Below are 22,741 nucleotides of genomic sequence, written 5' to 3' on the forward strand. Positions count from 1 at the left end.
CGGCCCGGCGGGCCGGCGAGACGCCCCGCGAGGAGCCGCACTCCGCCCTGCCCGGGGACGACGGACCCCATGCCCCGGCCGAGGCCGCTCCGGAGCCGGCACGGCCGGGCCGGGTGCCCGCGGCCGCCGGGGAGTCCGGGGCGCACGTCCCGGTCGGCGCCCGGGCCGCGGACGGGGGCTGCGCCGCGCATCCGGTGAACGCCGAGCCCCCGGTGAACGTTCCGGAGCCGGTGGACGGCGCCGGTGGCGGGTCCGGTCACGGCCCGCACGCCGGAGTCCGGCCCGGGGGCGACGCCCCGCCGCCGCACGGCGGCCACGGCGGGGAGCGGCTGCGCTTCGTCGGGGCCGCGACCCGGCGCATCGCGCGGGGCATCGACCTGGACGAGATCGTGCTCGGGCTGTGCCGGGCGACCGTGCCCACGTTCGCCGACGCGATCCTCGTCTACCTGCGCGACCCACTGCCCGTGGGCGACGAGCGGCCCGTGGGGCCCGTGGTGCTGCGGCTGCGGCGCACGGACCGGCTGCCCGAGTACGTGCGCGGCCTGGACGAGGCCGACGGCCCGCAGGAGCGGCCCGACCCGGGGCCCGAGCTGGCCGTCGAGGCCGCGGAGCGCTGCGAGGTGCGCATAGGCGGGCCGCTCGCGGAGGTGCTGCGGGGGGTCAGGCCCGTCTTCGGGGACTCCGCAGCCGCGCGGGCGGCCCTGCCGGAGCTGCTCGGCGAAGGCCGGCACGTACCGGAGCAGCACCGCACGATCCTGGCGCCGCTGCGCGGCCGGCGCCGGGTGATCGGCGCGGCGGTGTTCATCCGCCGCCTGGACCGGCCCGCCTTCGAGAGCGACGACCTGCTCGTCGCCGCACAGCTGGCCACGCACACCGCCCTCGGCGTGGACAAGGCCGTCCTCTACGGCCGCGAGGTCTACATCGCGGACGAGCTGCAGCGCACCATGCTCCCCGACTCCCTGCCGCAGCCCACGGGCGTGCGGCTCGCCAGCCGCTACCTGCCGGCCGCCGAGACCGCCCGGGTGGGCGGCGACTGGTACGACGCGATCCCGCTGCCGGGCAACCGGGTGGCGCTGGTCGTCGGCGACGTCATGGGGCACTCCATGACCTCCGCCGCGATCATGGGCCAGCTGCGGACGACCGCGCAGACCCTGGCCGGGCTGGACCTGCCGCCGCAGGAGGTGCTGCACCACCTGGACGAGCAGGCGCAGCGCCTGGGCAGCGACCGCATGGCCACCTGCCTGTACGCGGTGTACGACCCGGTCGCCCACCGCATCGTGATAGCCAACGCCGGTCACCCGCCGCCCGTGCTGCTGCACCGGGGCGGCCGGGCCGAGGTGCTGCGGGTGCCGCCGGGCGCGCCGATCGGCGTGGGCGGCGTGGACTTCGAGGCCGTGGAGCTGGACGCGCCCGCCGGGGCGACGCTCCTGCTCTACACCGACGGTCTGGTGGAGTCGCGGATACGGGACGTCTGGACGGGCATAGAGCAGCTGCGCGAGCGGCTGATCGACACCGCCCGGCTGACCGGCCCCAATCCGCCCCCGCTGGAGCCGCTGTGCGACGAGGTGCTGGGCATGCTCGGCCCCGGCGACCGGGACGACGACATCGCCCTGCTGGCGGCCCGCTTCGAGGGCATCGCGCCGAGCGACGTCGCGTACTGGTTCCTGGACCCGCGGCCGCAGACGGCCCGCCAGGCGCGCCGGCTGGCCCGGCGGGCGCTGACGCGCTGGGGCCTGGAGGAGCTGACGGACAGCGTGGAGCTGCTGGTCAGCGAGGTCATCACCAATGCGGTCCGGTACGCCGAGCGGCCGATCACGCTGCGGCTGCTGCGCACCGACGTGCTGCGCTGCGAGGTCGGCGACGACGTGCCGCAGCTGCCGCGGCTGCGCCAGGCCCGCCCGTCGGACGAGGGCGGCCGGGGTCTGTACCTGGTGAACAAGCTGGCCCGGCGGTGGGGCGCCACCCGGCTGAGCACGGGCAAGGTGGTCTGGTTCGAGCTGGCCTTACCGCCCCAGGGGCGCTGAGGGCCGCCGCACGGCGCGGCGCGGAAGAACGGAACCGGCCGCCCTCCCCTTCGCGGGGAGGGCGGCCGGTTCTTCGTCGTGCCGGTGTTCGCCGGGCCGGGGCCCTACGGCAGTCTGCCGCCGTTGGGGCGGTTGCCGGTGTCGCCCGTGGTGGCCGTGTTGGTCGGGTTGGACGTGACGGGCGGGGTCGGCGGGGTCGGCGGGTTCGGCTTGCCCGTGGGCGGGGTGGGCTTGCCCGAGCTGCCCGACCGCGAGGCGGACGCCGAGGGCGACTGCGAACGCGACGAGGGCGTGGACGACGGACCGCGGGAGGCGCCGGTCGACGGGCCCGCCGACGGGGTGCCGACCGGGGCCTGCGGGGGCACGAAGCCGTCCTCGGTGTCCAGGTCGAACTTGGACTTGTCCTCGTCGTCGTCGAAGACGGAGGACATGTACGAGGCCCAGATCTTGGCCGGGTAGCCACCACCGTTGACGCGGCCGCCGCCGCCGGTGCCCTGCAGGGTGACCTGCTTGCCGCCGGGTCCCTCACCGAACACGCCGACGGAGGTGACGAGGCCCGGGGTGTAGCCGGTGAACCAGGCGGACTTGTTGTCGTCGGAGGTACCGGTCTTGCCGGCCACCTGGTACTGCGCGCTGCTGACGACGTTCGCCGTACCGTCGTCGACCACGCCGGTCATGACGCCGGTGACGCCGTCGGCGGTGTTGCGGGAGACGACGCGCTCGTCGGTGACCGGGCTGGGGAGCTTGTACGCCTCACCCTTCCAGGACACGGACTTGATGATGCTGGGGTTGATCTTCTTGCCGTGGTTGTCGAGGGTCGCGTAGACCCCGGCCATCTCCAGCGGGCTTGCGCCCATGGAGCCCAGCGACAGGGAGGGCACTTCCTCGAAGTCGCTCTTCATGCCCAGCTCGACGGCGGTCTTCTTGACCTTGGCGAGACCGACGTCGACGGCCATCTGCGCGAAGACGGAGTTGACCGACTTGTTCATCGCCTTCTGGACGGTGACCGGGTTCTCCGAGTAGCCGTCCTCGTTCTCCGGGGCGAAGCCGACCGGGGCGCCCTTGTCCACCACGGGCCGCTTGTCGGTGCCGTCGTAGAGGGTGGAGGACGTGATCGGCTTGCGGTCCTGGGTCTTGGACCCGTTCTGCAGGGCCGAGGCGAGGATCAGCGGCTTGAAGGTGGAGGCCGGCTGGTAGTCGGCGCGGGTGGCGTTGCTGGTCTGGTGCTTGATGAAGTCCTGGCCGCCGTACATCGCGACGACCTGACCGGTCTTCACGTCCACGGAGACCGCGCCGGGCTGGACGTGGCCGTCGACCTCGCGGGCCTTGGGGTCCAGGTCGTCGGTCAGCTGCTTCTTGACGGCCTTCTCCAGCGCCGCCTGCTTCTTCGGGTCGATGCTGAGGGTGATCGTCCAGCCGCCGGCCGCGAAGTCGCTCTCCGGGCGGCCTTGGCGCTTGAGGTCGCGGATCATCTCCTGGCGGGCCGCCTGGACCAGGTAGCCGTTCTGGCCGGTGAGGCCCGCCGGGGGCTTCGGCTGGCCGGGCGGCTGGAACTTCATCGACTGGCGCTTGGCCGGGTCGAGCCACTTCTGCTCGACCATCTTGTCGAGGACGTAGTTCCAGCGGGCCTCGACGTTGCGCTTGCCGGCGTCGGAGGCCGACGCCCAGTCGTACTGGCTCGGGGCCTGCAGGAGCGCGGCCAGGTAGGCGCCCTCCTCCAGGGTGATCTTCTCGACGTCCTTGCCGTAGTAGGCGCGCGCGGCGGCCTGGATGCCGGAGGCGTTGCGGCCGAAGTAGCTGGTGTTCAGGTAGCCGGCGAGGATCTCTTCCTTCGGCTTCTCGTCCTGGACCTTCAGCGAGATGATCAGTTCCTTCACCTTGCGGGTGACGGTCTGGCGCTGGTCCAGGTAGTAGTTCTTGACGTACTGCTGGGTGATCGTCGAACCACCCTGCTTGCCGCGGCCCATGACGGTGTTGAGGATGCCGCGTGCGGTGCCCTTGAGGTCGACACCCGGGTCGGTCCAGAAGTTCTTGTTCTCGGCGGCGACGACGGCGCGCTGAACGTCCTGGGGGACCTTCGTCAGCGGGACTTCCTCGCGGTTGACCTCGCCGAGGCGGGCGATGATCTCGCCCTTCTGGTTCTTGTAGACGTTGCTCTGCGCCTTCGCCGCTTCGTTGCCCTTGCCGGGCACGTCCACGTACAGGTACAGCGCGTAGAACGCGCCCATGCCCAGGGCTATCGCACCCAGGAAGTAGGCCAGCAGCAACTTCCAGGTGAAGAACCGGCGTATGCCCTTCTTCTTGGGCTTCCCGCCACCCTCTGCAGGGCGACTGCCCTTCTTCTGCGCTCGTCGCGCGTCCGCTCGGCCCATCTCTCCCGTAGCTCCAGTCCGTCCGCCCCCAACCCAGCTCATGAAGCTAACACCGCATCTGCCGCCAAACGCCCATCGATCACGGCAATAACGGACGTGACATACAGCACCCCGGTCGGCGGGAACCGGGTACGGCGCAGTGCGGGAAACCGTACAGGGCAATAATGTGCTATCACTTTGATAGACAGCGTTCGGGGATGCGGCGACCGCCGCGCACCGCAGCAGAAACAGGGGGAATCCCATGTCCGACACCACCGCGGGCACCGCACCAGCCATCACGCCGGACACGTCGGCGCGGCCGCCGGTCCGTGAGCTCCCCGCCAGCGACATCGGCGGCGGGCTCGCCCTTCTGCTCGGCCTGGTGGGCCTGCTCGGCGGGGCCGGTCTGGTCGTCGCCGGGGCCGTGCTCGGCAAGCCGGCCTCCGTCGCCCTCATTCCCGTCGGCATCGTCGTCGCCCTCGCCGCGATCATCGCGATGTGCGGCCTGAACACCGTCGCGCCGGGTCAGGCGCAGGTCGTGCAGCTCTTCGGCCGCTACCGCGGCACCATCCGCACCGAGGGTCTGCGCTGGGTGAACCCCTTCACCAGCCGCGAGAAGATCTCCACCCGGGTCCGCAACCACGAGACCGCCGTCCTGAAGGTCAACGACGCCTACGGCAACCCCATCGAACTGGCGGCGGTCGTGGTGTGGCGGGTGGAGGACACCGCGCAGGCGATGTTCCAGGTGGAGGACTTCCAGGAGTTCGTCGCCACCCAGACCGAGGCGGCCGTGCGGCACATCGCCATCGAGTACCCCTACGACGCACACGACGAGGACGCCCTGTCGCTGCGCGGCAACGCCGAGGAGATCACCGAGAAGCTCGCCGCCGAGCTGCACGAGCGGGTCGCGGCGGCCGGCGTGCGCATCATCGAGTCGCGCTTCACGCACCTGGCCTACGCGCCCGAGATCGCCTCGGCGATGCTGCAGCGCCAGCAGGCCGGTGCGATGGTGGCGGCGCGCCAGTTGATCGTCGAGGGCGCGGTCGGCATGGTGGAGCAGGCGCTGGAGCGGATCAACGAGCAGGGCTTCGTGGAGCTGGACGAGGAGCGGAAGGCGGCCATGGTGAGCAATCTGATGGTGGTGCTGTGCGGTGACCGGGCCGCCCAGCCCGTCCTGAACACCGGCACCCTCTACCAGTGACGGAGGACCGTCCCCGGCGGCCGCAGCAGCGCAAACAGGTGCTGCTGCGGCTCGACCCCCTCGTCCACGACGCCCTGGCCCGCTGGGCGGGCGAGGACCTGCGCAGCACGAACGCGCAGATCGAGTTCCTGCTGCGCAAGGCGCTGGCGGAGGCCGGCCGGCTGCCGGGCGACGTGGGCGCGATCCGCAGGCGGGGACGCCCGCCGAAGACGCCAGAGGGTCCCTGACCCTCCCGGTTCCCGACCCGGGACGCCGGCCGGGCCGACCCTTCAGCCCGGCCGGCATTCGTCGGCGGCGTGGCTGACCCGGCCCGAGAAGCCCGAGCCCTACCTGCAGTCGACGCTCTACACCAAGATCGCCCTGGCCCTGCTGACCGGCCGCGACGCCAACGCCCTGCTGGACGCCCAGCGCTCGGAGCACCTGCGCCTGATGCGCGAGCTCACCCAGCGCAAGCGCGGCGGCGATCTGGCCGACCAGCTCATCTGCGACCACGCCCTGTTCCACCTGGACGCCGACCTGCGGGAGGACGGCCGCGGGCGGGTGGTCCACCTCGGACAGAGCGTGGTATCCGGGGCGACGCGAGCGCGTTCGTCGAGAAGTTCCGCACGGTCCCGGGTGTCCGGCAGGCGATCGGCACCGTTCATGTGCGGGGCGAGCGCGAGGAGCCGCGCGGGGTCGTCTCCCTCACCATCGGCGACTGCGACACCCTGCGCGCTCTCGCCCCGGTGGGCTCGTGCAAGGACGGTGACGTCTTCGTCGTCGCGGGAGCACCCGGCAGGTACGACGAGGACGCGCGGCCCGGCACGGAGCTGTCCCTGGCGAAGGGCGCGGCTCAGGAGAAGGTGCGCTGGACCGTTCCGGCGTCGGCACGCGTCGTCGGCCCCCAGGACCCTCGCTCGACCGGGCGCGGCATGGGCGGCGAGGACGTCCTGGCGACTCCCTCCGCCATCGACGTGCGTGGCGTGGCGGACGCCTCGGCCAACGTGGCCCTGCGCCTGGACCCGTCGTCGCCGGACGCCGTCGAGCGCGTCCGCAACGTCGCGGCCGGCATCGCGCCCGGAGGGACTGCGGGCCGAGTAACTCCCGCTACCTGCAGGCCGGGTAAGGGGCGTCGTCCATGGACGGCGCCCCTTACGCAGCGGGCAGCGGCGTCAGGGGGTGATGCGTACCGGCAGCTGTCGCAGTTCCTTCCGCAGCGCGTCCGCGAACTGCTCGAACTCGCCCTGACGTGCCGCTCCCGACCGCATGGCCAGGGCGATCCTGCGTGACGGCGCCGGCTCGGCGAAGTAGCCGGTGGCGAGCCGGTCACTGCGGCCGGTCTCCACGCGGAGGGCGGTGCGCGGCAGCAGGGTGACGCCGAGGCCGCCGCCGACCAGCTGCACCAGGGTGGACAGCCCGGCGGCGCTCGTGGTCATCGGCGCCCCTTCCACGCGTCCCACCTCGCGGCAGATGTCGAGGGCCTGGTCGCGCAGGCAGTGCCCCTCGTCGAGCAGCAGCAGGTCCAGCTCGCGCAGGGCGTCGCGCGGGATGTCGCTGCGTCCGGCCAGCCAGTGGTCGCAGGGCGTGACGAGAACGAAGTCCTCTTCGAACAGCGGCAGTTCGGTGACGCCGGGCGCGCCCAGCGGCACGGCGAGCAGCAACAGGTCGAGCCGGCCCTGGCCGAGGCCGTCGAGCAGCGAGGAGGTCTGCTCCTCGTGGACCTGGAGGTCGAGGTCCGGATAGGAGTCGTGGACCAGGCGCAGGACGGTGGGCAGCAGGTACGGCGCGACGGTGGGGATGACGCCGAGCCGCAGCACACCCGTGAAGGGGGCACGGACCGCGTCGGCCTCCTCCATGAAGTCACCGACCGCCTCCAGGACGGTGCGGGCCCGGACGGCGAGCCGCTCACCCGCGGGACTGAGCAGTACCTTTCTCGTCGTACGCTCAAGAAGCTGAATTCCGAGCAGTTCCTCCAGCGCCGAGACGGCCCCCGACAGGGCGGGCTGGCTCATCCCGATGGCGCCGGCGGCGTCCCGGAAGTGGAGGTGCTCGGCCACGGCGGCGAACGCACGCAGCTGGGCGAGGCTGGGCTGGCGGGGCCGCGCGAGGGGTATGGACGACATTGATAACTACCTCCGATCAACACAACCCAGTCTAGCTATTTCCGCTATCAATGCCTCCTGTGGCAGGGTTGTCCTCGTCCAACCCGCAGGAAACCCCGCAAACGGGGATTTCTCGTTGCAAGGAGAGCGCGTGCTCACTGTCGGTGACAAGTTCCCCGAGTTCGATCTGACCGCCTGTGTGGACCTCGACGCGGACAAGGCTTTCGCGCAGATCGACAACAAGACCTACGAGGGCAAGTGGAAGGTCGTCTTCTTCTGGCCCAAGGACTTCACCTTCGTGTGCCCGACCGAGATCGCGGCCTTCGGCAAGCTGAACGACGAGTTCGCCGACCGTGACGCCCAGATCCTCGGTGTCTCCGGCGACTCCGAGTTCGTGCACCACGCCTGGCGCAAGGACCACGCCGACCTGCGTGACCTGCCCTTCCCGATGCTGGCCGACGCCAAGCACGAGCTGATGCAGGCGTGCGGCGTCGAGGGCGAGGACGGCTACGCCCAGCGCGCCGTCTTCATCGTGGACCCGAACAACGAGATCCAGTTCGTCATGGTGACCGCCGGCTCCGTCGGCCGTAACCCCAAGGAGGTCCTGCGGGTCCTCGACGCCCTGCAGACGGACGAGCTGTGCCCCTGCAACTGGAACAAGGGCGAGGACACCCTCGACGCCGTCAAGCTCCTCGCGGGCGAGTGAGCTGATCCCCCATGGCCCTCGATGAGCTGAAGTCCGCCATACCGGACTACGCCAAGGACCTGAAGCTGAACCTCGGCTCGGTCATCGGCAACTCCGACCTTCCCCAGCAGCAGCTGTGGGGCACCGTGCTCTCCTGCGCGATCGCGACCCGTTCGCCGATCGTGCTGCGCGAGCTGGAGCCCGAGGCCAAGGCGAACCTGTCGCCCGAGGCGTACACGGCCGCCAAGGCCGCCGCCGCGATCATGGCGATGAACAACGTCTACTACCGCACCCGGCACCTGCTGTCGGACCCGGAGTACGGCAACCTGCGCGCGGGCCTGCGGATGAACGTCATCGGCAACCCGGGCGTGGAGAAGGTCGACTTCGAGCTGTGGTCCCTGGCCGTCTCCGCCATCAACGGCTGTGGCATGTGCCTCGACTCCCACGAGCAGGTGCTGCGCAAGGCCGGCGTGGAGCGCGAGACCATCCAGGAAGCGTTCAAGATCGCCTCGGTCCTGCAGGCCGTCGGCGCCACCCTGGACGCCGAGGCCGTGCTGAACGGCTGATTCCCGGCCGGACACGACGAAGCGGGCCCCGACCTCTCGGTCGGGGCCCGCTTCGTCGTGTCCGGCTCCGCGTCACGCAGGAGGCGGTGGCACGGCCGGGGTGGCCGCGGGTTCCTCCGGGGGTGCGTCCGGGCGGGTGCGGGCCGCGTTCTCCTTCGCGTACGCGTGGAGGTAGCCGACGACCGTGTTGGTCACCGCGACGAGCGGCACCGCGACCACCGCGCCGCCGATGCCGGCGACCATCGAGCCCGCGGCCACCGCGAGGACCACGGCCAGCGGGTGGACGCGCACGGCGCGGCCCAGGATGAAGGGCTGCAGGACGTGGCCCTCGATCTGCTGCACGGCCAGGACCACGATCAGCACCATCGCCGCCGTGAACACATCCCGCGTCACCAGCGCCACGACGACCGCCAGCGCGCCGGAGACCACCGCGCCGACCAGCGGGATGAAGGCGAACAGGAAGATGAAGACGGCCAGCGGCACGGCCATGGGCACGTCGAGGAAGAACAGCCCGATGCCGATGAAGATCGCGTCGATGAGGGCCACTATCACCGTGCCCCGCACGTACGCCGTCAGCGTCGTCCAGGCGCGCGGGCCCGCGCCCGCCACGCCCTGACGGGCCGCGAGCGGCACCAGCCTGAGCAGCCACTGCCAGATGCGGGGGCCGTCGTAGAGCAGGAAGAGCGTGCTGAACATCGCGAGCAGGATGCCCGTCAGCACCTCGATGATCACCTGGACGCCCTCTATGCCGGCGGTGGTGATGTCCTTGGTGTTGGTGCCGATCGCCTCGCTGAGCTTGTCGGCGATGTTGTTGATCTGGTCCTCGGTGACGTGGAACGGGCTGTTGAGCAGCCAGCGCTTCAGCTCCGAGATGCCGTGCTGGACCTGCTTGGACAGGTCGTCGAGGTTCTCCGTGACCTGCCACACCACGAACCAGCCGACCAGGCCCATGACGACGAAGCCGGAGACGAAGGTCATGGCCGTGGCGAGGCCGCGCGGCACGCCGCGCTTCTTCAGCCAGCCGACGGTCGGCTGCAGCAGGGCGGTGATCAGCAGGCCGGCGACGAAGGCCAGCACCACCAGCCGCACGGCGCTGATCACCCGCATCAGCACCCACAGGGTGCCGGCCAGCACCAGCAGCCGCCAGCTGACCTCGGCCGCGACGCGCATCCCCCAGGGGACGGCGGCGACCGGGTCCTGCCGCGCGGCTGCGCCACCGGGCGGCGGGGGGAGCGTCTCGGGTGCGGGCACGGCGGCCGGATCCGGGTCGGGCACGGGAACGTGCGGGCGTGCGGGCGTGGGCTCGGGCACGGGTCTGGACCCGCTCTCCGGCTCCGCACCCGCCTTGCGGGCGTCGAGCCGGTCGGCGAGCCGTATGAGCCCCTTGCCGAGGCCGCCGACCCATTGTGGCAATCTGGACATTCTTCTTCCTCTACCCCCACTCCCCCGTGACCATCCGCGTCGACGTTACCTGCATGAGGACACGACGAAGCCCCCGGCCGGTTCGGACGGGGGCTTCGACAGCTGTACGGAGCAACGGAGCTCAGGCGGTACCGCCTAGTACCACTGGTTGGCCTGCCAGAACGACCATGCGCCACAGGGGCTGCCGTAGCGCTCGTTCATGTAGCTGAGGCCCCACTTGATCTGCGTGGCCGGGTTGGTCCGCCAGTCGGCGCCCGCGGAGGACATCTTGGTGCCGGGCAGTGCCTGGACCAGGCCGTACGCACCCGAGGAGGGGTTCGTGGCGGTGTAGTCCCAGGTGCTCTCGTTGTTCACGATGTTGCTGAAGCACTGGAACTGGTCGGAGGGGATCATCTGCCGGGCCATGGCCTTGACCTCGGCGACCGAGTACGAGCCCTTGACCGCGAAGGAGGAGGCGTCGCGCGTGGCCGAACGGCTGGCGACGTCGTCTTCCTTCTCGCGCTCCTTGGCCTTGTCCTCGGCCTCCTTCTTCTTGGCCTCGGCCTCCGCGGCTTCCTTCTTCGCGGTGGCGGACTCGGCGGCCTGCTTGCGCGCGGCCTCCTCGGCGTCCTTCTTCGCGGCGGCGTCGGCGGCCTGGGCCTGCGTGTCGGCCTGCTGCGTGAGGGAAGCGGTCTGGGCCTGGACGTTCTGTCCTGCGGGGATGTCCGCGAGAAGCGTCGCGTCGGCAGCGGTGGCCTCGACCCGGTCGGTCGCAGCCTGCTCGTTGCCCGCGGCGACACCCACGACGGCGCCTACGGTGGTGACCGCGGTGGCAGAAGCCACGGCGAATCCCCGGACCGAAATCCGGCTCACACGGTTTCCTTCCAGCATCGCCCGCATAGGTGACCTCGCGGACGCGATCGTGCCCCTGGCACTGGCCTCCGATTGCACCGGCCCGCGAGCGGACCGGCCGGTCACTGGAGGCACTAACCCGGTGGGCCCTCCCGCGAAGGAGGTCCGCATGTGCTCGGGCGGCATACGGCGACGCTGTTCAGTTTTGCTGGTGAAGCACCGCCCCCAGAGGGGCTCGTGTGCCGTATGCGGGGCCTGACAGGATGCAGACTCTGCCTGAACGCCGGGCTCCGAGGCAATTCCCGGTCACGTGTGAAAGCTCACAGTCCGTTTAGTCCTGCACGTTCACGGAAACCTCCGCACGGCAAGGCGGCGCGCCGCTAAGCTCCTTGGCTTCGCGGCGCGCCGCCCCGTTACGTAACGGCCGGGATCCCTCAGATGCGGCCGTCCTCCAGCATTTCGGTCACCAGCGCCGCAATCGGCGAACGCTCGGAACGCGTGAGCGTCACGTGCGCGAAGAGAGGGTGGCCCTTGAGCCGCTCGACCACCGCGACCACGCCGTCGTAGCGCCCGACGCGCAGATTGTCCCGCTGTGCCACGTCATGGGTGAGCACCACCCGGGAGTTGGCGCCGATCCGCGACAACACCGTGAGCAGGACGTTCCGCTCCAGCGACTGCGCCTCGTCGACGATGACGAAGGCGTCGTGCAGCGACCGGCCGCGGATGTGGGTCAGCGGCAGGACCTCCAGCATGCCGCGGCCCACGACCTCCTCGATGACCTCGGTGGTGGTCACCGCGGACAGCGTGTCGAAGACCGCCTGGGCCCACGGGCTCATCTTCTCGGCCTCGCTGCCGGGCAGGTAGCCCAACTCCTGGCCGCCCACCGCGTACAGCGGCCGGAAGACCATCACCTTGCGGTGCTGCCGGCGCTCCAGCACGGCCTCCAGGCCGGCGCACAGCGCCAGCGCCGACTTGCCCGTGCCGGCGCGGCCTCCCATCGAGACGATGCCGATGTCGGGGTCCAGCAGCAGGTCCAGCGCCACGCGCTGCTCGGCGCTGCGCCCGTGGATGCCGAACGCCTCGCGGTCGCCGCGCACCAGACGCACCGAGCCGTCCGCCGTCATCCGGCCCAGGGCCTTGCCACGCTCGGACTGCAGCACCAGGCCGGTGTGCACGGGGAGTTCGGCGGCGGCGGGAACGTACACGCGCTCGTCCGCGTACAGTTCGTCCACCTGCTCGGCGGTGACGGTGAGCTCCGCCATGCCCGTCCAGCCGGAGTCGGTGATGGCCCACTCGGCGCGGTACTCCTCGGCCAGCAGTCCGACGGCCGACGCCTTGATCCGCAGCGGCAGGTCCTTCGAGACGACGGTGACATCGTATCCCTCGGCCTGGAGGTTGCGGGCGACCGCGAGGATGCGCGAGTCGTTGTCACCGAGGCGGAAGCCGGCGGGCAGTATGCCCGGGTCCGAGTGGTTCAGCTCGACCCTGATCGTGCCGCCGAGCTCGCCGATGGGGAGCGGGGCGTCGAGCCGGCCGAACTGCACCCGGTACTCGTCCAGCAGGCGCAGTGCCTTGCGGGCGAAGTAGCCGAGCTCGGGGTGGTGCCGCTTGGCCTCCAACTCCGTGACCACCACTACGGGCAGCACGACCTCGTGCTCCTCGAAGCGGGACATGGCTCCTGGATCGGCCAGCAGGACGCTGGTGTCGAGGACATAGGTGCGCCGGTCGCCATCACGGCGCTGCTTGCTGGTCACCACGGGTGGACGAACCCCCTCGTGCAGAGGTAAGGGCGCACCGCCGTTGTGAGGAACGGTGGCGCGGGGAACGGGCCGGGTCCGGGCCCTTCCAGGGTGACCGGTCGACCGGCCCGCCGCGGCGGCCGTGCGGGCCCCCGGGTCCGCTCGGTCCGTCCGGTCGTCGTCCTGGTGCAAAGGGCCTCCCGGGCGGGCGGCCCCATGCCGCCCGCTGGCAGAGCGACGGTCCCGGATCCGACCGTCGGCCTGCAGGGGATATTCCCGCTGGACCGCTTGCCCATGCAACGGCATATGCGACGAGCAGGTGAACGATTGTTCCACCGTTGCTCGTACTGCCGAACCCGTCCTTGCCCGGACGGGCGTTCCGTCAGTTCCCGTACCGCCGGTGGCGCGCGGCGTAGTCACGCAGCGCCCGCAGCCCCTGCCTTGCGGGGGACGACCCCCGCATCCCCAGCCGGGAAGGCCCTCGTGCGCAGCCCGTCAGTTCCCGTACCGCCGGTGGCGCGCGGCGTAGTCACGCAGCGCCCGCAGGAAGTCCACCTTGCGGAAGGCGGGCCAGAAGACCTCGCAGAAGTAGTACTCGGAGTGCGCGCTCTGCCAGAGCATGAAGCCGGACAGGCGCTGCTCGCCGCTGGTGCGGATGATGAGGTCCGGGTCGGGCTGGCCGCGCGTGTAGAGGTGCTTGGTGATGTGGTCGATGTCGACCTTCTCCGCCAGCTCCTCGAAGGAATCGCCGTGGTCCGCGGCCTCCAGGACCAGGGAGCGCACGGCGTCGACGATCTCCTGACGGCCGCCGTAGCCCACGGCGACGTTGACGAGTATGCCGTCGACGTCGAGCGTGGCCTGCTCGGCCTCCTTCAGGACGGTCTGGGTCCGGCCGGGCAGCAGGTCGAGCGTGCCGACGTGGTGGACGCGCCAGCGGCCGTCGGCGGCCAGGTCGCGCACCGTGTTCTCGATGATGTTCAGCAGCGGGCCGAGCTGGTCGGCCGGGCGGTCCAGGTTGTCCGTGGACAGCATCCAGAGCGTGACGACCTCGACGTCGGTCTCGGCGCACCAGCCGAGGAGCTCGGAGATCTTGTCTGCGCCGGCCTGGTGGCCCTGCTCCAGCGTGAGGCCGTCCGCGCGGGCCCAGCGGCGGTTGCCGTCGAGGATGACGCCGATGTGCTTGGGCACCTGGGCGTGGTCGAGGCGGCCTTCCACCCGGCGTGCGTAGAGCCTGTACACCAGGTCGCGCAACTTCACTCTTCCTGCCCCTCCATGCCACGGCGGTCGCCCCGAAGGCGCCACACTACTGCCAGCGTGTCGCGAGGACCCAACTCGGCCTGTCACAGGAGCGTGATAGGCAGAAGCACATGACAGATCCTTCGCTCTACCGCGCGGCCGGGACGCGCTACGACTCCATGGAGTACCGGCGTACGGGCCGCAGCGGGCTCAAGCTGCCCGCCATCTCCCTGGGACTGTGGCACAACTTCGGCGACGACCGCACCCTCGACTCGCAGCGGGCCATTCTGCGCAGGGCCTTCGACCTGGGCGTCACCCACTTCGACCTGGCCAACAACTACGGCCCGCCGCCCGGTTCCGCCGAGCTGAACCTCGGCAAGCTGATGGCCCAGGATTTCCGTCCCTACCGGGATGAAATCATCCTTTCGACCAAGGCCGGATACCTGATGCATCCCGGCCCCTACGGCGAATGGGGCTCGCGGAAGTACCTGCTGTCGTCCCTCGACGCCTCGCTTGCCCGAATGGGCGTCGACTATGTCGACATCTTCTATTCGCACCGTTTCGACCCGCACACGCCGCTGGAGGAGACGATGGGCGCCCTGGCGTCCGCCGTCCAGCAGGGCAAGGCCCTGTACGCGGGCGTGTCGTCGTACAGCTCCGAGCAGACGCGGGAGGCCGCGCGCCTGCTGCGGGAGATGGGCGTGCCCGCGCTGATCCACCAGCCGTCCTACTCGATGATCAACCGCTGGACCGAGGAGGACGGGCTGCTGGACACCCTGGAGGACGAGGGCATGGGCTGCATCGCCTTCGCGCCGCTCGCGCAGGGCATGCTCACCGACAAGTACCTCCACGGCATCCCGGAGGGCTCCCGGGCCTCCCGGGGGACGTCGCTGGACCCGGCGCTGCTGACCGACGAGGTCGTCGGCCGGCTGCGCGGGCTGAACGAGATCGCACAGCGCCGGGGCCAGTCGCTGGCGCAGCTGGCGCTGAGCTGGGTGCTGCGGGACGAGCGCATGACGTCGGCGCTGATCGGCGCGTCCAGCGTGGCGCAGCTGGAGGCCAACGTCGCCGCGCTGGGTGCGGCGCCGCTGGAGAAGGCGGAGCTGGCCGAAATCGATGCCCTGGCCGTGAGCACGGAGGGCGTCAACATCTGGGCCCGGCGGGGAGATTCCTAGATCAACTCAAGGGCGGCACGGGCCGGGCCCGGCGTGTCTTCACGATCAACTCGCGATCCCCGCACGCTTCGACACGGAGCGTGACACGGGGGAAAGAAAACGGGCCGGTCCGTGGGGGGGATACGGACCGGCCCGAGGGGGGGTTTCCACCATAACCGGTCCGGGGCCGTGCTTCGTGCATCGGTGAGGGTGACAATGCGTGGCGCGCTGACTTGCGGCCGCCGAATTGATCTTGAACGGCGTGGTGCGCAGGGCGGCTTCGAGGTCCGCGGAACCCTTCACTGCTGGGCCCACAGCGGAGAACCGGCCATTCCGATCATGAACGGAATGATCCCCACCGGGCCCTCCGAAAACGTCTTGCAAAGTCATCATCGGCTTGACGTGATTCCCGACGTCATGGACGTCACATGTGCGTCGATCAGTAACGCTCCGAAGCGATCACGTCCGTATCGCCTGCTTTTCCTGCGTTTCACCCCTTATCCGGCGTGAGCGGCCTCGCATCGGAAGGTCGGGCAGCAAGGTGGCGACACCCACCACCGCCATGGCGGCCCCCAGCCAGAGCGGCGAGCGGAGGCCGAAACGGCCGACGGCCACACCGCCGAGCGAGGAGCCGATGATGATGCCGAGGGTGATGAAGGACGAGTGAATGGTGTTGACCAGCGGCCGGGCGTTACCGGTCCGCTGGACGCGCGTGACCATGGCCGGATTCATGGTCACGCCGACCAGGCCGATGCCCAACATGAACACCACGGCCGGCGTGGCGCGATGGGCCAACAGGGCGAATCCGGCGAGGAAGAGGAAGTTCAGCACCAGGCCGCACAGGAGTACGGGCACGGCGTACCGGTCGGCGAGCCGCCCGACGACGTGGTTGCCGATCACGGTGGCGGCGCCGTAGGCGACGAGCAGCAGGGGGACGGTGCCGGGTGCGAAGCCGGTGACCTCGGTGAGGATCGGGTTGAGGTAGCTGAACGCGCAGAAGGTCGCACCGATGACGCAGGTGCTGGTGGAGAGCACCCGCCACAGCCGCGGATTCCGGAAGACGCCCAGCTCCTGCCGGAGGCCACCGCCGCCGTCGGCGTGTTCCAGCGGCGGCACCCCGGCGGCGGTGCACAGCGCGGCGACCACGGTCAGGGCGGCGATGGCCCAGAAGGCGGCGCGCCAGCCGAGGTGTTCTCCGATCAGCGTGGAGAGCGGCAGGCCCAGCAGGGTGCCGAGCATCAGCCCGTTCAGGACGACGGCGACGGACCTGCCGCGCACTTCCGGGCGTGTGAGCTGGGCACAGATCGACAGGGCGACCCCGAAGAACGCCTGCGAGGCGACGCCCGTGACGACGCGGGCCACGACCATGACCGCGTAGCCGGAAGCGGTGGCGGCGAGGACGTTGCCCGCGAGGAAGATCGCGAACAGCACCGCCAGGGCCGGCTTAGGGCGCAGCCTGAGCACGGCCACGGTGAGGAACGGGCCGCCGAAGGCCATGGCCACCGCGAAAGCGGTGATCAGATAGCCGATGTCCGGGATGCCGACGTCCAGGCCGTCGGCCATCTGCGGCATCAGCCCGGCCACGACGAACTCGCTGGTCACCATGGCGAACACGCCAAGGGCCAGCACATAGACGGCGCGGGGCATGGGTCTCCTTCTTTTTGTATCGATTGGTTCAAAACGCGGGCATGGCTCGGCACGGGCGGGCGAGAAGAAGCCCCGCAGTGCGTTGCACGCGGCGGGTCAGAACGCGGTGAGTGCGGTACGGGCGATACTCTCCAGGGCGGCGCGGTCGGCGCCGGCCCGGGCCGAGACCCGGATGCCGCTGACCGTGGCGATCAGGAAGTGGGCCAGCGCGCGGGCGTCCTTGGCGCCGTCGATGTCGCCGTCCCGCCGGCCGGACTCGATGGCCGCGGTGAGGGCGTCGAGCCGCCGCCGGTAGTCCCGCTCCAGCTCCTGCGCCACCTCCGCGTCGCGATCGGCAAGCTCGATGGCGCTGTTGACGAAGAAACAGCCCCGGTCGTGCGCACTCTCCTCGGCGACGACGCGCGCCAGCATGGTGCCGATCTTGGCGTGGATCGTCAGATCGGCGTCGAGCAGCTCGGTCAGCTCGCCCGTCCTGCGGTCGATGTACAGGGCGAGGGCCCGCCGGAAGAGATCGCGCTTGCTGTGGAAGGTGTTGTAGATGCTGCTGCGGCCCAGGCCGGTGGCTTCGCACAACTCCTGTGTCGAGGTCGCCTCGTACCCGGTGGTCCAGAACGCCTCCAGCGCGGCGTCCACCGCCTGCTCCTCGTCGAACTTCCTCGGTCGGGCCATGGAACGACCGTAACAGCTTTTGGATCACCCGGTCCAATACCCTCCTCCCAGCACGCCCAGCCATGCCCCGATGATCATGAACGGCCCCAGGGGCATCACCGCCGCCCGCCGGGAGAGCAGCAGGCCCGTCCCGTAGAGCGACCCGAGCAGCAGCCCGGCGAAGGCGCCCAGGGTCAGCACCCACCACCCGTACCACCCGAGCAGGCACCCCAGCCCCACCGCGAGCTTCACGTCGCCGAACCCCATCCCGGCCGGATGCAGCAGGTGCAGGACGAGATAGCCGCCGCCCAGGGCCAGCCCGCCCAGCAGCGCCCGCGGCCACGACCCCGCCGCCCCGGGTATCAGCGCGGCCACGCCCAGCAGCCCGGCCGCCCCCACCGCCAGCGGCGCCGTCAGCACGTCCGGCAACCGCCGCACCGACCAGTCCACCACTGCCAGCACCACGCACACCGGCGTCACCGCCAGCCACACCGCCAGCTCGGGCCGCACCCCCACCGCCATCGCGAGCCCGCCGCACACCACCGCCGTCACCACGGCCGGCCACAGCGCCCCCGGCCCGTACCTCCCTCCGCACACGGCGCAGCGCGCCGGCCCGACCCATCGTCCGACCGCATGCCCGCACGGCCCGGCGTCCCGCCACTCCTCCTCCGGCTCCACCGCGAGCCGGTAACGGGCGCGCGGGACCAACACCCCGGCCACGGCGCCGTACAGAGCGGCAGCGACGATCAACAGCGAGTACATGCCCCGAGATTACGGACGATCGCCCCGCTCCGCTCGGGCCTGTGGATAAAGTGCCGTATGCCCAGGTGGACGGATGGAAAGGCCCAACTCCGCATCAGCGGCGGGCCGGTGGTCCCGGTCGAGATCGCGGCCTCGTACCGGGCCCGTACGCGCGGCCTCCTCGGCCGCGACGGTGTGCAGGGCGCACTGCTCCTCACCCCGGCCGGCAGCGTCCACACCTTCGGGATGCGCTTCCCCCTCGACGTCGCCTACCTGAGCCGCGACCTCGTCGTCCTGGCCGTACGCACCATGCCCCCCGGCCGTCTGGGGCTGCCGCGGGTGCGGGCGCGGCACGTACTGGAGGCGGAGGCGGGCCGCGCCGCCGAGTGGGGGCTGCGCCCCGGCACCCGCGTCGAGATCACACCGGACAGCCGGAGGGCGGACGGCGGAACGCCAGGCAGCCGGTGACCGAGCGGCGGAACGCCGGGCAGCCGGTGGCCGGGCGGCGGCATCAGCCGTCCCGACGCCGGGCGATGAACGTCCAGGCCCCCAGCCCCACCAGCAGCGCCGATCCGGTGCCGATGCCCGCGTACCCCAGCATCCGCATCCGCCCGTTCCGCCGGCCGCTGTTCCCGGCCGCCGCCACGAGTTCGCCGCCGACGCCGTTCTGCGCCTTCCCGGCCCCGGGCCCCTGGTCCGCCTTGCGCGCGCCCGCGACCTCGACCCTGAGCGTCACGGGCACCCCGCCGGCCTGCCGCACCTTCGGGTTCAGGCTGACCTGCAGGTAGTACCAGCCGGCGAAGCGCATGCCGCGCACCGCCTCGCCGCCGGTACCACTGCCGTACGCGGCCGGGGGCGTGGAGAGGGAAACGGTCGCCGACTTGCCCTGGTAGGGGCCGGTCTTGTTCATCACGTACCCCCGGGCCGCATTGCTGAGCCCCACCCGCACCCCGCTCACCACGAGCGGCCCGGGCGCGGGCGCGCCCCCGAACTCGGCGTCCGCGAAGAGCTGTTCACCGGCGTCGACCGAGACGCGGTAGAAGTGGGTCTCCCCCGGCCGGAGCTCGTCCTTCCACACCCCGGCCCGCAGCTCGGCGGCATCGTTGAACCCACTCCCGCCCACCACCCGCTCCGCCTCCCCCCGCGGCAGCTCCGACGGCGCCTGCGAGCTCCAGCTCCCGGGCGCCGTCGGACCGTCGAGCTCGCCCCTCTGCGGCGGCTCCGACACGTACTTCAGCTCCACCGGCACCGGCGCCCCGTCGCCCCCGCCCGCGTCCCCCCGCTCGACCACGAACCGGTACGTCCCGGCAGCCCCGCACGCCCCGCCGGCCTTCACGATCCGCTCGGCGTAGTCGGCCACCGGATAGGCGCCCCCGGCCGACAGGAACGACCGGTGCCGCCCCGTACCGCACGACGTCCCGTCCGCCGCCTGGAGCGACACGTCGATCCCGTCCTTCAGTCCCATCGAACTGCCGGGGGCCGGGGCGGCGACGGCCGAGACGTACGCACTGGACTGCGCGTCCAGCTCGACGGTGTAGTACTTCCTCTCGCCCGGCTTGAGGCTGTCCGTATACACACCCCCGGCCTTCAGCGGCGGCCCGTCCGCACTGCTCACCGAGCCCTGCACGGCCGTCGCCCCCGGTGCCGTCCGGTACGGCACCGCACCGTCCGCCACCGCCCCCGCCGCCCCCATGAACACGCTGAACGCCGCCGTCCCCACGACGAGTCCGCCCCTCATGTCCCGCCTCCCTCACCGCTCCCCTGCCTCTCCCCCGGGCAGGCCCATCCTCCCCGGGATCAGCGACGGGCGCGACCGGTTGTACCCCGTGCCGCTCGCGGCCCGCACGGTCGGGCGCCGGAAGAGGTACCGGCGCGGCCCTCAGACACCTGCTGCCACCGTGGCGCCCAGCCCCAGCAGGACGACACCGGTCGTCACAGTGAGCCCTCGCAGGACCTTGGGCCGTGATATCAAGGCGCGCCCTCGGCCGACGGCCCAGGTGAGCAACATGTACCAAGAGGCACTGACGAGCGCCCACACGACTCCCAGGGCGACGGTCGACAGGAACACCGGGCCCTTCGCGGTCACGAACTGGGGCAGCACCGAGATCGCGAACACACCCGCCTTCGGGTTGCCGAGGTTGGTGCTCAGGCCGATGAGATATCCGCTCGCGAAGCCGGTGCGGCGCTCGCCCTTGTCGGTCGGGGTGGTGGCGACGGTGGTGTTGATCGCGGTCCGAAGCGTCTTCACCCCGAGGTACATCAGCACGATGCCGCCTGCGATCCGGAGCGCCGTGTACGCGGTGGGGCTGGCCAGCAGGACGGCGGACAGACCGGCTGCGGCGGCCGTGGACCACAGCAGAAAGCCGGTGGCATTGCCCGCGAGCGTGCCTTGGAGCGTACGTTGGCCGCCTTCCAGAACCTGCCGGATCATCAGGGCTGCACTCGCGCCGGGCAGCATCGCCAGCAGCAAGGTGGTCGCGATGAAAACGGGCACATGCGTGGGCATGGGAAAGAACCCCTTCCGGGGATTGCGGCCGATGGGTGCACCACCAGCCTTCCTCTCCCGCACTCGTAAGAGAAGTTAAAAGAGAAGGGTGCAGCGTTAGGATTAATGAATGGTGGTGGACCCGGGACAGCTCCGGCTTCTCGCGTTGATCGAGCGGCACGGCTCCCTGACAGCGGCGGCTCGCGCCCTCCAACTCACGCCCGCAGCGGTCACACAGCAGGTGGTCAAGGCCGAGCGCGACTGGCAGGTGCCCCTGGTCATCCGCGGTCCCCGCGGAGCAACGCTCACCGCGGCCGGCGCACTGCTGGCCTCCCACGGCCGAACCGTGGAGGAGGTCTCGGACAGGGCCGAGGCGGAACTGGCCGCACTGCTCGGCCACCTCTCCTTACGGCTGCGGATCGGAACGTTCCAGGCAGCCGCCCTGCACCTGCTGCCACCCGCCCTGACGGCGCTGCGCCACCGCCATCCGGACGCCGACGTCTCGGTCGTGGACGTGGTGTCCGGACGCGGAGCGGACGAGATCAGCGCGGGGCGCCTGGACGTGGCCATCGTCGCGTCCTGGGGCACGCCGCTCGCGCCGCCCCCACACATACGGGCCCACTCGCTCCTGTTGGACCCGATGGTCGTGGTTCTCCCCGACGACCATCCACTGGCCACCGAGCAGCCCGCGGACACCGAACTTCACCTGGAACAACTGCGCCACGAATCGTGGGTTTCCATCCTGGCCGGCCATGCCGCCCGCGAACAATTCCACGACGCTGCCCGCGAGGCCGGCTTCACTCCCACCGTGCGGTTCGAGACCGAGTCCTACGACGTCGCCCAGGCGCTCGTCGGCACAGGCAGCGCAGTGGCCCTGGTCTCGCGCCTGGCCCTGACCCATGCGCCCGGCACCACCCATCGCGAACTGGCCCACCCCAGGCCCTACCGTCACCTCTACGCCGTGACCAAAACGGACGCCAGCCTCACACCACTCGCAGACATGCTCATCGACCTCCTACGCGATGTCACCCGCGACATCACCGCCGCCTGGGAGGCATGCAAGACATCCGCGGTGCCCAACGGGCCAGTGCCCGGCTTCTTGTCGGCGAATCACTCAGCATGACGAGGAACCGGGCACGGAAATCCTTCCTGCCGTCCTACGACCAGGTCCCCCCTTCCCGCGGGATGTTCACCCATACCCTGGTGCCCTCGCGCATCGGCGCAGGCTTGTCGATCCCCCAGCTGCCGCCGCACTCGTGCACGACACAGGCCAGCACGTAGAGCATCTTGTTGCGCCGCGCCGTGCACTGGGCGCTGTAGTCCGGATCGGCGTGGTTCGTGTGCGGGTCCCACAGGACGATGCGGATGCCGCCGTCCTTCCAGCCGAGGGTCAGGTACAGGATCTTTCCGGGCTCGAACAGTGCTGCACACGCGATCAGTTCGCCCACGGCATGGAGGGCCGGTACTTCCAGTGCCCTGAGACCGTGCGCCCGGAGCGCGGTGTGTACGTGCTGCCTCGCCACGGCCGCGGCATGCGGTTCGCCGGGGATGGCGTAGCTGTAGGCGAGGCTCTCCGGGGCGCGGAGGGGGACGGGGTGAGGGAGGTGATCGGCCGGTTCCCGTGAGGCCGGGGTGGACAGGGGGCAGAGGCTGACGGATGACATGCGACAGCTCCCGAGTGGGATGGTGGATGAGTACGCCCGCCTCGCCGGTACGTGCCGGTGGCTTGTCTCCCTGACGCGAGCACACCTCTCCCAGGGCAGGAGGTTGCGGCATACTCACGCGATGCGCTTCCGGCTGGCGCCGGGCATGAGCGGACACTAGGAAGCTAGCCTCCCTGCGTGGCCAATTGGCCACACAGACGCCAAGGTTGCCACTTTCGAGGGAGGTTCACCGATTCAGGAAGCAGCCTGCCGCTCGCGCGGTATAG

The 22,741-nt window shown here is 70.9% G+C and carries 21 protein-coding genes and 1 pseudogene; 10 read left to right on the top strand and 12 right to left on the bottom strand.

The features are described from left to right. Positions 1–212: 212 nt before the first annotated feature. Positions 213–2,024, top strand: coding sequence for a SpoIIE family protein phosphatase (locus LE181_RS13580; protein ID WP_372458353.1), 1,812 nt, complete (start codon positions 213–215; stop codon positions 2,022–2,024). A 104-nt stretch (positions 2,025–2,128) separates the two neighbouring features. Here the strand turns inward: LE181_RS13580 and LE181_RS13585 are convergent, their stop codons facing one another. Beyond that, positions 2,129–4,396 carry a transglycosylase domain-containing protein gene (locus LE181_RS13585; RefSeq protein WP_225661512.1) on the bottom strand — a complete coding sequence of 756 codons (2,268 nt, stop codon included), beginning with the start codon at positions 4,394–4,396 and terminating at the stop codon, positions 2,129–2,131. 241 nt (positions 4,397–4,637) lie between these two features. Here LE181_RS13585 and LE181_RS13590 point away from each other — a divergent pair, with 241 nt between their 5' ends. The 4 genes and pseudogenes from LE181_RS13590 to LE181_RS13605 all read left to right on the top strand — a co-directional run bounded on the left by LE181_RS13590 (position 4,638) and on the right by LE181_RS13605 (position 6,844). Then, entirely contained in the window at positions 4,638–5,576 is a 939-nt protein-coding gene (locus tag LE181_RS13590; RefSeq protein ID WP_225661513.1) for an SPFH domain-containing protein, read from the top strand. Next, positions 5,573–5,803: a type II toxin-antitoxin system antitoxin gene (locus LE181_RS13595; RefSeq protein ID WP_225661514.1), complete on the top strand. Its 231-nt coding sequence runs from the start codon at positions 5,573–5,575 to the stop codon at positions 5,801–5,803. Before LE181_RS13590 ends, LE181_RS13595 begins: the two co-directional genes overlap by 4 nt. A gap of 64 nt (positions 5,804–5,867) precedes the next feature. Beyond that, a pseudogene (locus tag LE181_RS13600) lies at positions 5,868–6,098 on the top strand (PadR family transcriptional regulator); the annotation flags it as partial. Between the two features lie 122 nt (positions 6,099–6,220). Beyond that, positions 6,221–6,844, top strand: coding sequence for a hypothetical protein (locus LE181_RS13605; RefSeq protein ID WP_225661515.1), 624 nt, complete (start codon positions 6,221–6,223; stop codon positions 6,842–6,844). Here LE181_RS13605 and LE181_RS13610 read toward each other — a convergent pair. Next, positions 6,728–7,678: a LysR substrate-binding domain-containing protein gene (locus LE181_RS13610; RefSeq protein WP_225661516.1), complete on the bottom strand. Its 951-nt coding sequence runs from the start codon at positions 7,676–7,678 to the stop codon at positions 6,728–6,730. The genes LE181_RS13605 and LE181_RS13610 overlap by 117 nt on opposite strands. 130 nt (positions 7,679–7,808) lie before the next feature. Here LE181_RS13610 and LE181_RS13615 point away from each other — a divergent pair, with 130 nt between their 5' ends. Both LE181_RS13615 and LE181_RS13620 read left to right on the top strand, forming a co-directional pair. Next, positions 7,809–8,363 carry a peroxiredoxin gene (locus tag LE181_RS13615; RefSeq protein WP_225661517.1) on the top strand — a complete coding sequence of 185 codons (555 nt, stop codon included), beginning with the start codon at positions 7,809–7,811 and terminating at the stop codon, positions 8,361–8,363. An 11-nt stretch (positions 8,364–8,374) separates the two neighbouring features. Further along, positions 8,375–8,908, top strand: coding sequence for an alkyl hydroperoxide reductase (locus LE181_RS13620; RefSeq protein WP_071965633.1), 534 nt, complete (start codon positions 8,375–8,377; stop codon positions 8,906–8,908). Between the two features lie 72 nt (positions 8,909–8,980). Here LE181_RS13620 and LE181_RS13625 read toward each other — a convergent pair whose 3' ends face one another. From LE181_RS13625 to LE181_RS13640, 4 genes are all read right to left on the bottom strand, one after another. Then, positions 8,981–10,330 (bottom strand): AI-2E family transporter, encoded by a 1,350-nt coding sequence (locus LE181_RS13625; RefSeq protein WP_225661518.1) that lies wholly within the window; start codon positions 10,328–10,330, stop codon positions 8,981–8,983. Positions 10,331–10,465: 135 nt separating this feature from the next. Further along, positions 10,466–11,182, bottom strand: a complete 717-nt coding sequence (locus LE181_RS13630) for an aggregation-promoting factor C-terminal-like domain-containing protein (protein ID WP_505016585.1) — start codon at positions 11,180–11,182, stop codon at positions 10,466–10,468. A gap of 413 nt (positions 11,183–11,595) precedes the next feature. Next, entirely contained in the window at positions 11,596–12,918 is a 1,323-nt protein-coding gene (phoH2, locus tag LE181_RS13635) for an RNA 5'-3' helicase PhoH2 (RefSeq protein ID WP_225661520.1), read from the bottom strand. A 477-nt stretch (positions 12,919–13,395) separates the two neighbouring features. After that, positions 13,396–14,157 (bottom strand): isoprenyl transferase, encoded by a 762-nt coding sequence (locus LE181_RS13640; RefSeq protein ID WP_225661521.1) that lies wholly within the window; start codon positions 14,155–14,157, stop codon positions 13,396–13,398. 110 nt (positions 14,158–14,267) lie between these two features. Here LE181_RS13640 and mgrA point away from each other — a divergent pair, with 110 nt between their 5' ends. Next, positions 14,268–15,311 (top strand): L-glyceraldehyde 3-phosphate reductase, encoded by a 1,044-nt coding sequence (gene mgrA, locus LE181_RS13645; protein ID WP_225661522.1) that lies wholly within the window; start codon positions 14,268–14,270, stop codon positions 15,309–15,311. 438 nt (positions 15,312–15,749) lie between these two features. Here mgrA and LE181_RS13650 read toward each other — a convergent pair whose 3' ends face one another. The 3 genes from LE181_RS13650 to LE181_RS13660 all read right to left on the bottom strand — a co-directional run bounded on the left by LE181_RS13650 (position 15,750) and on the right by LE181_RS13660 (position 18,347). After that, positions 15,750–16,937: an MFS transporter gene (locus tag LE181_RS13650; protein ID WP_225661523.1), complete on the bottom strand. Its 1,188-nt coding sequence runs from the start codon at positions 16,935–16,937 to the stop codon at positions 15,750–15,752. 96 nt (positions 16,938–17,033) lie between these two features. Continuing rightward, positions 17,034–17,606, bottom strand: coding sequence for a TetR/AcrR family transcriptional regulator (locus LE181_RS13655; protein WP_225661524.1), 573 nt, complete (start codon positions 17,604–17,606; stop codon positions 17,034–17,036). A 24-nt stretch (positions 17,607–17,630) separates the two neighbouring features. Continuing rightward, positions 17,631–18,347, bottom strand: a complete 717-nt coding sequence (locus tag LE181_RS13660) for a prepilin peptidase (protein ID WP_225661525.1) — start codon at positions 18,345–18,347, stop codon at positions 17,631–17,633. A gap of 57 nt (positions 18,348–18,404) precedes the next feature. Here LE181_RS13660 and LE181_RS13665 point away from each other — a divergent pair, with 57 nt between their 5' ends. After that, complete coding sequence (locus LE181_RS13665) at positions 18,405–18,794, top strand: DUF192 domain-containing protein (RefSeq protein ID WP_225661526.1); 390 nt, start codon at positions 18,405–18,407, stop codon at positions 18,792–18,794. Between the two features lie 43 nt (positions 18,795–18,837). Here the strand turns inward: LE181_RS13665 and LE181_RS13670 are convergent, their stop codons facing one another. Together LE181_RS13670 and LE181_RS13675 are read right to left on the bottom strand one after the other, a co-directional pair. Continuing rightward, a complete protein-coding gene (locus LE181_RS13670) occupies positions 18,838–20,064 on the bottom strand; it encodes a hypothetical protein (protein ID WP_225661527.1) in 1,227 nt (408 codons plus the stop codon). 141 nt (positions 20,065–20,205) lie between these two features. Continuing rightward, complete coding sequence (locus LE181_RS13675) at positions 20,206–20,832, bottom strand: LysE family translocator (RefSeq protein WP_225661528.1); 627 nt, start codon at positions 20,830–20,832, stop codon at positions 20,206–20,208. Between the two features lie 109 nt (positions 20,833–20,941). Between LE181_RS13675 and LE181_RS13680 the strand changes: the two genes are divergently transcribed. Then, positions 20,942–21,934, top strand: a complete 993-nt coding sequence (locus tag LE181_RS13680; RefSeq protein WP_225661529.1) for a LysR family transcriptional regulator — start codon at positions 20,942–20,944, stop codon at positions 21,932–21,934. Between the two features lie 34 nt (positions 21,935–21,968). Here LE181_RS13680 and LE181_RS13685 read toward each other — a convergent pair whose 3' ends face one another. After that, positions 21,969–22,475, bottom strand: coding sequence for an ATP-binding protein (locus LE181_RS13685; RefSeq protein ID WP_225661530.1), 507 nt, complete (start codon positions 22,473–22,475; stop codon positions 21,969–21,971). Positions 22,476–22,741 lie beyond the last annotated feature (266 nt).

Origin of the sequence: Streptomyces sichuanensis (assembly GCF_020328095.1) — a bacterium.
Classification (GTDB): Bacteria; Actinomycetota; Actinomycetes; order Streptomycetales; family Streptomycetaceae; genus Streptomyces; species Streptomyces cinnamoneus.

Bases quoted from the DNA above. Each gene is read 5' to 3' on its own strand.
- LE181_RS13585 (WP_225661512.1), bottom strand. From the start codon at position 4,396: ATGGGCCGAGCGGACGCGCGACGAGCGCAGAAGAAGGGCAGTCGCCCT.
- LE181_RS13590 (WP_225661513.1), top strand. From the start codon at position 4,638: ATGTCCGACACCACCGCGGGCACCGCACCAGCCATCACGCCGGACACG.
- LE181_RS13610 (WP_225661516.1), bottom strand. From the start codon at position 7,678: ATGTCGTCCATACCCCTCGCGCGGCCCCGCCAGCCCAGCCTCGCCCAG.
- LE181_RS13620 (WP_071965633.1), top strand. From the start codon at position 8,375: ATGGCCCTCGATGAGCTGAAGTCCGCCATACCGGACTACGCCAAGGAC.
- LE181_RS13625 (WP_225661518.1), bottom strand. From the start codon at position 10,330: ATGTCCAGATTGCCACAATGGGTCGGCGGCCTCGGCAAGGGGCTCATA.
- mgrA (WP_225661522.1), top strand. From the start codon at position 14,268: ATGACAGATCCTTCGCTCTACCGCGCGGCCGGGACGCGCTACGACTCC.
- LE181_RS13650 (WP_225661523.1), bottom strand. From the start codon at position 16,937: ATGCCCCGCGCCGTCTATGTGCTGGCCCTTGGCGTGTTCGCCATGGTG.
- LE181_RS13655 (WP_225661524.1), bottom strand. From the start codon at position 17,606: ATGGCCCGACCGAGGAAGTTCGACGAGGAGCAGGCGGTGGACGCCGCG.
- LE181_RS13660 (WP_225661525.1), bottom strand. From the start codon at position 18,347: ATGTACTCGCTGTTGATCGTCGCTGCCGCTCTGTACGGCGCCGTGGCC.
- LE181_RS13665 (WP_225661526.1), top strand. From the start codon at position 18,405: ATGCCCAGGTGGACGGATGGAAAGGCCCAACTCCGCATCAGCGGCGGG.
- LE181_RS13670 (WP_225661527.1), bottom strand. From the start codon at position 20,064: ATGAGGGGCGGACTCGTCGTGGGGACGGCGGCGTTCAGCGTGTTCATG.
- LE181_RS13675 (WP_225661528.1), bottom strand. From the start codon at position 20,832: ATGCCCACGCATGTGCCCGTTTTCATCGCGACCACCTTGCTGCTGGCG.
- LE181_RS13680 (WP_225661529.1), top strand. From the start codon at position 20,942: ATGGTGGTGGACCCGGGACAGCTCCGGCTTCTCGCGTTGATCGAGCGG.
- LE181_RS13685 (WP_225661530.1), bottom strand. From the start codon at position 22,475: ATGTCATCCGTCAGCCTCTGCCCCCTGTCCACCCCGGCCTCACGGGAA.